This is a genomic window from Aquipseudomonas alcaligenes, assembly GCF_003205495.1.
Taxonomy (GTDB): Bacteria; Pseudomonadota; Gammaproteobacteria; order Pseudomonadales; family Pseudomonadaceae; genus Aquipseudomonas; species Aquipseudomonas alcaligenes_B.
On the sequence record NZ_QJRX01000008.1, the window covers coordinates 52,754 to 64,912 of the forward strand.

At 71.7% G+C, this 12,159-nt stretch carries 10 protein-coding genes; 8 read left to right on the plus strand and 2 right to left on the minus strand.

What is annotated here, in order from left to right:
* Positions 1 to 4: 4 nt before the first annotated feature.
* Entirely contained in the window at positions 5 to 892 is an 888-nt protein-coding gene (locus DMO17_RS15390; RefSeq protein WP_110683362.1) for an acyltransferase, read from the minus strand.
* Between the two features lie 156 nt (positions 893 to 1,048).
* Here DMO17_RS15390 and DMO17_RS15395 point away from each other — a divergent pair, with 156 nt between their 5' ends.
* The 4 genes from DMO17_RS15395 to creB all read left to right on the plus strand — a co-directional run bounded on the left by DMO17_RS15395 (position 1,049) and on the right by creB (position 4,744).
* Positions 1,049 to 2,296: an HD-GYP domain-containing protein gene (locus DMO17_RS15395; protein WP_110683363.1), complete on the plus strand. Its 1,248-nt coding sequence runs from the start codon at positions 1,049 to 1,051 to the stop codon at positions 2,294 to 2,296.
* A 168-nt stretch (positions 2,297 to 2,464) separates the two neighbouring features.
* The gene (locus tag DMO17_RS19725; RefSeq protein ID WP_181418795.1) at positions 2,465 to 2,620 is read left to right on the plus strand and encodes a hypothetical protein; all 156 of its coding nucleotides are present in this window, start codon (positions 2,465 to 2,467) and stop codon (positions 2,618 to 2,620) included.
* A gap of 102 nt (positions 2,621 to 2,722) precedes the next feature.
* Positions 2,723 to 3,835, plus strand: coding sequence for a PEP-CTERM sorting domain-containing protein (locus tag DMO17_RS19730; RefSeq protein ID WP_110683364.1), 1,113 nt, complete (start codon positions 2,723 to 2,725; stop codon positions 3,833 to 3,835).
* 222 nt (positions 3,836 to 4,057) lie between these two features.
* On the plus strand, positions 4,058 to 4,744 hold the full coding sequence (gene creB, locus DMO17_RS15405) for a two-component system response regulator CreB (RefSeq protein ID WP_110683365.1): 687 nt from the start codon (positions 4,058 to 4,060) through the stop codon (positions 4,742 to 4,744).
* Here the strand turns inward: creB and DMO17_RS15410 are convergent.
* Positions 4,741 to 8,556, minus strand: a complete 3,816-nt coding sequence (locus DMO17_RS15410; RefSeq protein WP_181418796.1) for an AAA family ATPase — start codon at positions 8,554 to 8,556, stop codon at positions 4,741 to 4,743. The two genes, creB and DMO17_RS15410, sit on opposite strands and share 4 nt — an antisense overlap.
* 241 nt (positions 8,557 to 8,797) lie before the next feature.
* On the opposite strand from DMO17_RS15410, the gene creC reads away from it, so the two are divergent.
* The 4 genes from creC to DMO17_RS15430 all read left to right on the plus strand — a co-directional run bounded on the left by creC (position 8,798) and on the right by DMO17_RS15430 (position 12,084).
* Positions 8,798 to 10,222, plus strand: a complete 1,425-nt coding sequence (gene creC, locus DMO17_RS15415) for a two-component system sensor histidine kinase CreC (RefSeq protein ID WP_110683367.1) — start codon at positions 8,798 to 8,800, stop codon at positions 10,220 to 10,222.
* 64 nt (positions 10,223 to 10,286) lie between these two features.
* Positions 10,287 to 10,544, plus strand: a complete 258-nt coding sequence (locus DMO17_RS15420; protein ID WP_110683368.1) for a hypothetical protein — start codon at positions 10,287 to 10,289, stop codon at positions 10,542 to 10,544.
* Positions 10,544 to 11,557, plus strand: a complete 1,014-nt coding sequence (locus DMO17_RS15425; protein ID WP_110683369.1) for a hypothetical protein — start codon at positions 10,544 to 10,546, stop codon at positions 11,555 to 11,557. The genes DMO17_RS15420 and DMO17_RS15425 overlap by 1 nt, the downstream gene beginning before the upstream one ends.
* 92 nt (positions 11,558 to 11,649) lie before the next feature.
* Positions 11,650 to 12,084: a CBS domain-containing protein gene (locus tag DMO17_RS15430; RefSeq protein WP_110683370.1), complete on the plus strand. Its 435-nt coding sequence runs from the start codon at positions 11,650 to 11,652 to the stop codon at positions 12,082 to 12,084.
* The last annotated feature ends 75 nt before the right edge of the window (positions 12,085 to 12,159 follow it).

Below are 12,159 nucleotides of genomic sequence, written 5' to 3' on the forward strand. Positions count from 1 at the left end.
GGCCTCACAGCTCGCGGCGCAGCTCGGCGATGCGCGCGTCCTTGTCCTGCCACAGCGCGCTGACCCAGGCCTGCACGTACTGGCGGAACTGCGGGTCGCCCTCGTAATCGCCGGCCCACAGCTGGGCATCCAGCTCGCGGGTGCGGATATCCATGATCACCCGCGGCACCTGGCCGCTGATCAGCGCCCAGAACCCCGGCGCCTGGCCGCCGGGGTAGACCAGGGTGACGTCGAGCAGGGCGTCCAGCTGCGGGCCGAGGGTGGCCAGGGTGAAGGCCACGCCGCCGGCCTTGGGCTTGAGCAGGTGCTGGTAGGGCGAGCCCTGCTGGGCCTGCTTGGCCGCGGTGAAGCGGGTGCCCTCCAGGTAGTTGACCACGGTCACCGGCAGGTCCTTGAAGCGCTCGCAGGCACGCCGGGTGATCTCCAGGTCCTTGCCGGCCATCTCCGGGTGGCGCGCCAGGTAGGCCTTGGAGTAGCGCTTCATGAAGGGGTAGTCGAGGGCCCAGAAGGCCAGGCCGAGGAAGGGCACCCAGATCAGCTCTTGCTTGAGGAAGAACTTGAAGTAGGGCGTCTTGCGGTTGAAGGCCTGGACCAGTGCGGGGATGTCGACCCAGGACTGGTGGTTGCTCACCACCAGGTAGGAGCGGTCGCGGCGCAGCCCCTCGCCGCCGCGGATGTCCCAGACGGTCGGGGTGAGGCTGGCGAAGATCAGCTTGTCGATCTCCGCCCAGGTCTCCGCCACCCACATCACCCCGCGCGAGAACAGGGCACGCAGGCGCCGGTTGGGCGCCGCCAGCTTGAGCAGGGCGATCAGCAGCAGCGGGCCGATCAGGACCAGGGTGTTGAGCAGCAGCAGGAGCAGGACACTGAGGGCGGTAAGCGAGCGGCGCATGAGGTCTTCCATGGGTTGGGCTGCGGCGATGATAGCCGGCGCCGCCTCTGTCGCGAATGCTCGGCGCAGCCTAGAATTCCCCGTGATAGCAATGTGCCCTGATTTGGCGCCGGGGGTCCGCGCCAGGCACAGGCTGCCGATTTGCGGTCATCCACTGTGCTGAAACGTATCGCCGTTGCCGAGCTGTGCCTCGGCATGTACATCCACGAGTTCTGCGGTTCATGGATGGACCACCCGTTCTGGAAGGGGCGCTTCCTGCTCGACAGCGAGCGCGACCTGCAGCGCATCCGCGACACCAACATCCACGAGGTGTGGATCGACGTCAGCAAGGGCAAGGACGTGGCGCCGGGCCACGCCAGCCGCTCGGTCGAGGAGGTCGAGGCGGAGACCGAGGCGCAACTGCTGGCGGCGGCCGAGGCCAGCCCGACACCGGCGCGGGCCAGCCTGGAGGCGGAAGTGCAGCGTGCCCGCCAGCTGTGCGCGCGCTCCAAGCAGGCCATAGTCGAGATGTTCCGCGACGCGCGCATGGGCCAGGCCATCGAGCTGGAACATGCGGCCGAGCTGGTCGAGGAAATCTCCGCCTCGGTGCTGCGCCATCCCAATGCGCTGATCAGCCTGGCCCGGCTGAAGACCAGCGACGAATACACCTACATGCACTCGGTGGCGGTGTGCGCCCTGATGATCGCCCTCAGCCGCCAGCTCGGCCTGGGCGAGGAGCAGGTGCGCGAGGCCGGCATGGCTGGCCTGCTCCACGACGTCGGCAAGATGGCCATTCCCGATGCCATCCTGAACAAGCCGGGCAAGCTCACCGACAGCGAATTCGGCACCATGCGCCGCCACCCCGAGGCCGGTGCCGAGCTGCTGCTGGAGAACCGCCAGGTCAGTGCCCTGGTGCTCGACGTGTGCCTGCACCACCACGAGAAGTTCGACGGCTCCGGCTACCCGCACCGCCTGGCCGGCGAGCAGATCAGCCTGTTCGCGCGCATGGGGGCGATCTGCGACGTGTACGACGCCATCACCTCGGACCGGCCCTACAAGCAGGGCTGGGACCCGGCCGAGGCGATCCGCAAGATGGCCGAGTGGCAGGGCCACTTCGACCCGCAGCTGTTCCAGGCCTTCGTCAAATCGGTGGGCATCTACCCGGTCGGCGCCCTGGTGCGCCTGGAGAGCGGCCGCCTCGGGGTGGTCATGGAGCAGCACGCCAAGTCGCTGCTCACGCCGCGGGTCAAGGTGTTCTTCTCCGCCCGTTCCAGGGTGCCGATCCCGACCGAGGTGATCGACCTGGCCAAGCTGGTCGGGCGCGACAAGATAGTCGGGCGCGAGTCGGCCGAGGAGTGGGGCTTCCGCCACATCGAGGAACTCTGGTCCGGTCTGGAAGCGCCCAGGGGCTCCTACTTCGGCTGACGCCGTACCGTTCGTCGGCAACCCGGCGGCCCCGGCCGGGTGCGAACGAATGGCGAACGCCGCCTCGTCAACCTGCTCCCGTGACCCGCCGGCAGAGCGCCGGTGGGCATGGCTGGCCACCAGCGAGGAAGTCGGTGGCGCTTCTTCAGGAACGACGAGGAACACACCATGTATCAGAAACTCGCGGCCATCTGCCTGGCCCTGTCCTTCTCCCTCTCCGCCTGGGCCGCCGAGGCCGGCATCGACACGCCGCACGAGGCCGCCGGCGAGCTGCCGCCCAAACCCCACCAGCCCACCTCGCCGCACGCGCCCCGGCAGCAATAGGGCTGCGAACGCTGGGCGAACGTTGCGCCGGACAATGGCCCGGGCCGGTGATGCTCCCGAGGGCGTCACCGGCGTTATCCGGCAGATGAAAGGGTGACAAGGATGAAGGATTTGCAGTACCAGGCCTGGCCGACCAGCTCCGCGCTGACCGCCCGGCTGCTCGCGGTGGAACCCGAGTTCATTGGCCTCGAACGCATCGCCGGGCTGGCCGGCGACGGCTACCTGCGGATTGGCGCGGTGAGCGCGGACGGCCTGCACGTGGTCGGCATGCTCGCCGATCCCGCCGACGCCCTGCACCTGCGTGCGTTCATCTGGACCCGCGCCGGCGGCCTGCAGCCGCTGGCCGGCCTGAATGGCGGGCGCTATTGCGCGGCGGAGGGCATCAGCGCCTACGGCCGGGTGGTGGTCGGCACCGCCGAGGATGGCGAGGCCGGCGGCGCCGACCGCGCCTTCCGCTGGACCCGCCAGGGCGGCCTGCACAACCTCGGCACACTCAATGACGGCCGTTACTCCCAGGCCTATGCCTGCAGCGCCGACGGCCTGGTGGTGGTCGGCGATGCCGCCGACGGAGCCGCCGGCCATGCCTGCCGCGGCTTCTACTGGACCTTCGCCAGCGGCATGCGCAGCCTCGGCGTGCTCAACGGCGGCCTGACCAGCCATGCCTGCGCGATCAGCGCCAACGGTCGGGTGATCGCCGGCTACGCCGACGATGGCGCCCGCGACAACGCCCGCCGTGCCGTGCGCTGGACCGAGCAGGACGGCCTGCGCAGCCTGGGCACGTTGAACGGCGGCCACTATTCCACGGCCACGGCGATCAGCGCCGACGGCAGCACCGTAGTCGGGGTGGCCAGCGACGGCCAGGCCGGCGAGGCCCTGCGCGCCTTCATCTGGCGCGAGGACACCGGCATGCGCAGCCTCGGCGGGCTCAACGGCGGCCTGGTGTCGCGGGCCAACGCCCTCAGCGCCGATGGCGCGGTGGTGGTCGGGGTGGCCAGCGACGGTCATGCCGGCGACGAGGAGCGCGGCTTCGTCTGGACCGCCGAAGACGGCATGCGCACGGTCGAGGACTGGCTCTACGCGCACTCGCTGGCCGCCGCCGCGGTGCCGGTGGTGCAGGTCAGCGGCATCAGCGCCGACGGCCAGCTGCTGGTCGGTCAGCTGGAGGGCGAGCGCGCCTTCATCGCCAGCGTGCGACCGCGCTGGCCACTTGCCTGAGTTCGGGCGCCACGGACGGCGCCCTTGCTTTGCACTGTTTGTCACGGGTGGACAGGGACGTCGCCCACCTATTTCGGGAGACCTCACCATGGAGCAATGGCTGATCGCCGGCGCGCTGCTGCTGATCTACCTCAGCGGCCTGTATGTGGCCGGGCGCGATTGACGCCATGGGCGGCATGCGGCACCGTGCCCGGCAAGTTCCAGCCCGCCCGCACGGACGCCATGCCGCACATCCTCATAGTCGAAGACGAAGCCGCCATCGCCGACACCCTGGTGTTCGCCCTGCAGGGCGAGGGCTTCACCACCACCTGGCTGAACCTGGCCGAGGCCGCGCTGGAGTATCAGCGGCGCACCCCGGCGGACCTGCTGATCCTCGACGTCGGCCTGCCCGACATCAGCGGCTTCGAGGCCTGCAGGCGGCTGCGGCGCTTCTCCGAGGTGCCGGTGATCTTCCTCACCGCGCGCGACGCCGAGATCGACCGGGTGGTGGGCCTGGAGATCGGCGCCGACGACTACGTGGTCAAGCCGTTCAGCCCGCGCGAGGTGGCGGCGCGGGTGCGTGCCATCCTCAAGCGCATGGCACCGCGCCCGGCCGAGCCGCCGCTGGAGGCGCTCGGACCGTTCCGCGTGGATGCCGAGCGGGTGCAGATCCACTACCGCGAGCAGCTGCTGGTGCTGACCCGGCACGAGTTCCGCCTGCTGCAGGCGCTGCTGGCGCAGCCGGAGCGGGTGTTCTCCCGCGAGCAGCTGCTCGATGCCCTCGGCGTGCCGGCCGATGCCGGCTACGAGCGCAACATCGACAGCCACATCAAGAGCCTGCGTGCCAAGCTGCGCCAGGTGGCGGCCGACGCCGAGCCGATCCAGACCCATCGCGGCCTGGGCTACAGCTACAGCCCGAAGCGCGCCTAGCCGGCCAGCAGCGCCGCGGCGTCGCGCAGGTCCGGCGGCGCCACGCCCTCGTCGAAGCTCGCCAGCGCCTCGCGCAGCGCCTCGCGGTGGGCCGCCGTCGGCTGCCAGCGCAGGCGGGTCATGGCCAGGCGCAGGCGCCAGGCGTTGGCGCCCAGGCGTTCGGCCAGCGCCCCGGCCTCGTCCAGCAGCGCCGCCACGCCGGTGGCGCGGCCCAGCGCGAGCATGGCCTCGGCCTGCAGGCGCAGCACCTCCGGCAGCAGGTAGTAGTCGCCGCGGCGATGGGCGATCGGCACCAGGCGGCTGGCCAGCTGCAGCACCTCCTCGTGGCGCTGCAGGCGCAGCAGGGCGTCCAGCTGCAGGCTGCCGAGGGTCACCTCGATGCTCGACATGGACTGGCGGTTGCCGGCCACGCCGCGCTCGATGTCGGCCAGGCCGCCGGCGTCGCCCTGGGCCACCCGGGCCCAGCCGGCCATCACGTCGGCGATGTCGTGCCACACCTGCAGGCCGTTGCGCTGGCAGTGGCCGATGGTCTCCGCGGCCATCTGCGCCACCTGCTGTGGCTCGCGCAGCAGGCAGTGGAGCATGGAGGTGAACACCAGCGAATAGCAGATGGCGTTGGCGAAGCCGCCGCCGCGCACCTCTTCGAGCAGCTCGGCGCAGACCTGGCGCGCGCGTCCCGGCTGGCCGGCCACCCAGAGGCCGAGCAGCAGGTAGTTGCGCGCGTTGACCAGCGGGTCCTCGCCGTAGTCGCGCAGGCATTCCAGGCGCGCCTCCGGCTCGCACTGGCCGATCATCGCCTCGGCCAGCTCGCGGCTTTCGCGCAGCGGCTGGCCCCAGAAGGAGCCGACCAGGTAGCAGTTCTGTCCGAGCAGGCGGTTGGCCAGGCGCCCGGTGCGCTCGGCGGCCTCCAGCACCTGGCGGCCGAGCACCCGTACCTGGTCGTGCGACACCTGCGAGCCGGCGCCGCCCCACAGGCCGAACAGGGTGCGGAAGCGCAACTGCGGGTCCTCCACCGCGGCGGCCAGCGCCTCGGCGCGGGCGAAGGCGGCCAGGGTGGTGGGCGCGCCGTAGCCGTCGGCGGAGTTGAGCACCGTGCCCAGGGCCAGCTGCAGCTCCAGCTCCAGGCTGTCGCGTTCGGCGCCGGCCGGCAGCTCGACCAGGCAGGCCAGGGCGCGCTGCAGGCAGTCAGCGGCCTCGCGGTTGGCCGACAGGCGCCGGGCGTTGGCGGCGGCCCGCTGCCAGTGCGGGATGGCCTCGGCGGCCAGGCCGGCCTCGGCCAGGTGATGGGCGAGCTGGGCCGGCGCCTGCCGGGCCCGGGCCGGGAAGTGCTGCAGGAGGATCTCGGCGATGCGCCCATGGCCGCGTCGGCGCTGGGTACGGGTCTGCGACAGGTAGGCGGCCTGGTGGATCAGCGCGTGCTTGAACTGGTACAGGCTCGACTGCCGGCCGGGGTTGACCAGGCCGCTGCGCAGCAGGTCCTTGAGGTGGCCGTGCAGCAGCGCCGGGTCGCCCTCGTGCAGGGCCTCGAGCAGTTCGATATGGAACTCGCGGCCGATGCCGGCGGCCAGCTGGGCGGTGGCGCGGGCGGCGCCGAGCCGGTCGATGCGTGCCATCAGCAGGTCGTTGAGGGTCAGCGGCAGGCCCTGCTGGGCGTCGTCGCTGGCCGCCCACTGCACCAGTTCCTCGATGAACAGCGGCACCCCGTCGGCCAGCGCCAGCACCCGCTGCAGCTCGCCGCGCTCGAGGCCCTCGGCCAGCCCGGCGACCATGCCGCGGGCCAGCTCGGTACTCAGGTGCGGCAGCTCCAGGTGGTGCGCGCCGGCGTCGATCCAGGGCTGCGCGGCGAACTCCGGGCGCGCGCTGAGCAGGAGCAGCAGCGGGCGCTGCTGCGGCTCGCGCAGCAGGCGCTCGAACAGCTGCAGGGTCGAGGAGTCGGCCCAGTGGGCGTCCTCCAGCACCAGCAGCAGCGGTTGCTGGCGGTTGGCGCGGACGATGGTCAGCAGGGCCTCGTGCATGCGCTCGCGCCACAGCTCGGTGGGCATCCCGTGCACCGGCGAGGTCGGCGGCAGCGGCAGGTCGAGCAGGTCGGCGATCAGGTCGCGGCCCTCGGCGTCGAGGTCGAATACCCGCAGCACCTCGTCGAGCCGCTGGTAGCGCTGCTCCGCAGTGGTGTCCGGGCGGAAGCCGGCCAGGCCGCGGATCAGTTCGGCGCAGGGGTACAGCGGATCGCTGCGGTGCGGCTCCAGGCAGCGCAGCTCGACCTGGCGGCCGGGCAGGGTGACCGGTAGGCACTTGCCCAGCTCGTGGATCAGGCGCGACTTGCCCACCCCCGGGTCGCCCGACAGCAGCAGGCCCTGGCTGCGCCTCTCCTCGTGCACCTGCTGCCACAGTGCGAGCAGCTGCTGCAGCTCGGCGTCGCGGCCGACCAGCGGGGTCAGCCGCGGCTGCGCGGCCAGGCGGTGGCGTGCCGCGCTGGCCGCCTCGGCGCGGTAGATGGTGCCGGCGCTGGCGCCGGTGCCGAGCAGGCACAGCTGCAGCGGCAGGCAGCGGAAGTAGCCCTGCACCAGGCGGAAAGTGGCGCTGCTCAGGGTCACTTCCTGGTAGCCGGCGAGCTGGCGCACCTGGATCGCCAGGTCGGAGGTGAAGCCGGTGGCATCGGGCATCTGCTGGCCCGGCGCGGTGACGATCTGCCCGGTGTGCAGGCCGCAGCGCACCTGGGCCGGCTCGCAGGCGGCGGCCAGCGACAGGGCGGCCTGCACGGCGATGCGCGCGGCATCCTCGCGCGCCTGGGGATAGCCGAAGTAGGCCAGCAGGCCGCCGCCGTGGGCCTGCACCAGGTAGCCGCCGTGGGCGCGGATCACCTGGGCGCACTGCGCCTGGGGCTCGGCCAGCAGGGCTAGGGCTTCCTCGGGGTCGGCGCTGGCGCCGGTGGAAATCTCGCAGTACAGCACGGTGACCTGGCGCAGCTCGGCCGGTGGTGGCGGCAGCGCCACCGCGCGTGCCGGCGCCGGGATGGGCGCCGCGCCCAGCTCGCCGCGGCTGATGCGCTGCTGCAGGGTCTGGCACTCCCTGCTCGGGTGCACGCCCAGCTCCTTCCACAGCTGGTTGCGGAAGCTCTCGTACTGCGCCAGGGCGGCGGCGCTCTGGCCGTTGCGGCTGAGCAGGCGCATCAGGCGCTGTTGGCCGCTCTCCTGCCAGGGGTCGAGTTCCACCAGGCGGCGGGCGTGGGGCAGGGCGCGCTGCAGCTCGCCGTGCTGCTCGAAGTGGTTGCTCAGGTGTTCCAGCAGGGCCAGGGCGTGGCAGCGCAGCGACTCGCGCTGCAGCAGCAGCCAGTCCTCGAAGTCGGGGCAGTCGGGCAGGTCGAGGCCGGCGAGGAAGTCGCCGCGGTACAGCGCCACCGCCTCCTCCAGTTCCGCGATGCAGCTGGGGCACTGCTGGCAGGCCGGGCTCGCGCTGCAGCGCTGCGGCGTCTGGCGAAAGCGCAGGGCGTCGATGCGCCCGGCGGGCAGGAAGCGCAGGCTGTTCTTGCCGGCAGCGAACAGTTCCAGGCCGGTCGGCGCCTCTAGCACCCGGCGCAGGTCGGACAGGGTGCGCCGCAGGTTGCCGCGCCAGGTGCTGGCCGGGCTGGACTCCCAGAGCAGGGCGGCGAGGGTCTCGCGGCTGTGTTCGCGCGTGTGCTCCAGGCTCAGGTAGGCGAGCAGGGCGCGCATCTTGTCGTAGTTGAAGCCGTCCAGCGGCTGGCCGTGCCAGAGGGCGGCGAAGTTGCCGAGCAGGTTCAGCTGCAGCGGCGTGGCGGAGGTGACAGCATCCATGTCGGGGCTTTTCCGGCCGGTGGGCTCGGGCTCTGGGCGGGTGGGGCAGATCCGGTTCTGTTGTACGGTATGCTGGCCTTGTCGTTCGCGCATCCCGCCGCCCATTCGGGCGGTGTCGGCCATGACCGCGACGCTATTCTGCCACCGAAGCGGCGCGCGGCGACAGCCACGCCGGGCGCCCGCCACAGCACAGGGACGTAAGCATGTCATCGAGCCAGCTGCAGCGCACGGGAGGGCGGCCATGCCGCTAGGCGTCCGGATCTTCCTGGTGTACTTCCTGTTCGTCGGCCTGGCCGGCTGGTTCGTGCTGAGCACGGTGATGGACGAGATCCGCCCCGGCGTGCGCCAGTCCACCGAGGAGACCCTGGTGGACACCGCCAACCTGCTGGCCGAGATCCTGCGTGACGAGGTCAGGAGCGGCCAGCTGGCCCAGGGCCGCCTGCCGGCGCTGCTGGAGTCCTATGGCCGGCGCCAGCCGCAGGCGCAGATCTGGGGCGTGGAGAAGCGCGCGGTGAACCACCGCATCTACGTCACCGACGCCCGCGGCATCGTCCTGCTCGATTCCAGCGGCGTGGCCGTGGGCCAGGACTATTCGCGCTGGAACGACGTCTACCTGACCCTGCGCGGCCAGTACGGCGCGCGCTCGACCCGCGAGGACCCGGCCGACGAGGACAGCTCGGTGATGTACGTGGCGGCGCCGATCAAGGATGGCGAGCGGATCATCGGCGTGGTCTCGGTGGCCAAGCCGAACCAGTCGCTGCAGCCCTACATCGAGCGCTCTCAGCGGCGCCTGGGCTGGCTCGGCGCCGGGCTGATCGGCCTCGGCCTGCTGATCGGCGGGGTGTTGTCCTGGTGGCTCAGCGGCTCGCTGCGCAAGCTCACCCGCTACGCCCAGGCGGTCAGCCAGGGCCAGCGCGCCGAGCTGCCGGCCCTGCGCGGCGGCGAGCTGACCCAGCTGGCCCAGGCGGTGCAGAAGATGCGCACCGAGCTGGAGGGCAAGGCCTACGTCGAGCAGTACGTGCACACCCTGACCCACGAGCTGAAGAGCCCGCTGGCGGCCATCCGCGGCGCCGCCGAGCTGCTCGAGGGCGAGATGCCGGCCGAGCAGCGCCAGCGTTTCGTGGCCAACATCGCCAGCGAGGGCGCGCGCCTGCAGCAGCTGATCGAGCGCCTGCTCAACCTGGCCCAGGTGGAGCAGCGCCAGGGCTTGGAGGAACGCGTGGCGATAGCGCTGCATGATCTGGTCGACGAACTGCTGCAGGCCCAGGCGGCGCGCATCCAGGCCGCCGGGCTGCAGGTGGAGAACGCCATCCCGGCCGCTCTTGGCGCGCTGGGCGAGCGCTTCCTGCTGCGCCAGGCGCTGGCCAACCTGCTGGACAACGCGCTGGACTTCAGTATCCCCGGCGGCCAGCTGCGCTTCACCGCCCAGCTGCAGGGCAGCGACGTGGAGCTGGCGCTGTTCAACCAGGGCGAGGCGATTCCCGAGTACGCCCTGCCGCGCCTGACCGAGCGCTTCTACTCGTTGCCGCGCCCCGCCAGCGGGCGCAAGAGCACCGGTCTGGGGCTCAACTTCGTGCAGGAGGTGGCGCTGCTGCACGGCGGCGCGCTGGCCCTGGCCAATGTCGCCGGCGGCGTGCGTGCCAGCCTGCGCCTGCCGGCGGCCTGAACGATCCGCGAACGCTGCGGCGCCACAGTGCGGCTCCCGATCCCTGCCGCTCAGGAGCCGCCCGATGATCCGCCCGCTGTCGTCCCTCGTCCTCGTCACCCTGCTCGCCGGCTGTGCCAGCGCCGAGCAGAACCAGTTGCTCGGCGACATGCTCAGCCGCGCCATGCAGGAAACCTCGCTCAGTGGCGCCGACCAGGGCCTGGCGGTGAAGACCGTGCAGGTGGCGGCGCAGGGGGCCGGCCAGGCCAGCAGTGCGACGCGCAGCGAAGGCAACGGCAGCGCCGCCGCCGAGCCGGCCGCCGACGCCGAAGCGGACTGGTAGTGCGCCTGCCGTCGCTGCAGGCGCTCGGCCTGCTGCTGGTGCTCGGCGCCTGGGGCAGCGCCTGGGCGACCGTCCCGGTGCCCCTGCTCGACGCGCCCGGCTCGGTCGGCGTCGCCCGCCTGGATATCCAGGGCCGTCCGTTGCCCCAGGCCGAGGTGCCGCGCCTGCGCGCGCGCCTCGACGACCTGCTGGCGCAGCTGCGGCAGACCCCGGCGCTGGCGCCCCTGCGCGGCTTCGCCATCGACCAGGGGCTCGGCCTGTTCGAGCAGGACGCCGGGCTGCCCGGCGCGCCGGCGATCGGCCAGGCGCTGCTGCTGGTGCGGCGGGTCGATCCGGCGCGCAGCGAGCCGGCCGCCCAGGGCGGCTGGCGCGGCTATGGCGAGGGGCCGGGCATAGTGCTGCGGGTCAACGACCCGCGCGCGCTGTTCGGCTACCCGGTGGGCCGGGATGCGCTTGGCGACTACTACCAGGTGGCGGTCAAGCCGCGGCGCCTGCAGGGCATGCCGGTGCTGCAGGTCGGCAACAAGGATGTGGTGGTGGTGCACAAGCCGGGGCGCAAGCCGTTCACCCATGTCAGCCGGCAGCGTTATCTCGAGGGCCTGCTGGCCAGCGAGCGCGAGCACCTCGCCGGGCTGCAGCAGCAACTGGCCGAGGCCGGCGATGCCGAGAGCCGCCAGCAGCTGCAGCAGTTCATCCGCCAGTGGCAGGGCACGGTGGCGCAGAAGCAGGCGCTGCTCGACGGCATGGGCGAGGCCGAGCGGCGCGCGCCGACCTGCCAGAGCAGCAGCCAGCGCCTGGGCCAGCTGTTCGCCGCCTGCAGCGACCCCGCCGCGGTCTACTATGTCAGCCCCGCCGCCGACTACTTCCAGACGGGCCTGCCGGCCAGCAGCGTGCAGCTGCTGACCCTGAGCGTGGTCAACAAGGGGTTCCTCAACGACCACACGCTGGGCCTCAAGGTACGCCAGGCCGTGGCCCAGCTCGATCTGCCGGCCCTGCAGCGGAGTCTCGACTGAGCTGCGCTATGCTTCGTCACAGGCGGGGCCGGCCGGCAGGCTGGCAGGAATCCTGCTTGATGGGGAACGACCACAGCCCGGGGAGGCGATGCATGAAGACCGTTGCAGAACTGCTCAGAACCAAGACCAATGCCTATCTCTACAGCGTCACACCGGACAGCTCGGTACTCGACGCGGTCAAGCAGCTGGCCGAGAAGCGCATCGGTGCGCTGGTGGTGATGGCCGGAGGACGCCTGGTGGGCATCGTCAGCGAGCGTGACTATGTGCGCAAGCTGGCCGAGCTGGAGCGCGCCGCCTTCGATGCCAAGGTCAGCGACATCATGACTGCCGAGGTGATCACCGTCGGCCCGCGCGACAGCGTGCAGCACTGCCTGCAGCTGATGAGTGATAGGCGCCTGCGCCACCTGCCGGTGGTCGCCGAGGGCGAGGTGATCGGCCTGTTGTCGATCGGCGACCTGGTCAAGCAGACCATCGACGACCAGGCCAGCCTGATCCAGCAGCTGGAGCAGTACATCCGCGGCGAGTGACAACGGGCTTTGCGCCGGCCCGGCGTGGTTGAAGCCAGCCGCGGGATGCTCACCACGCCACAGTGATTTCCGCTC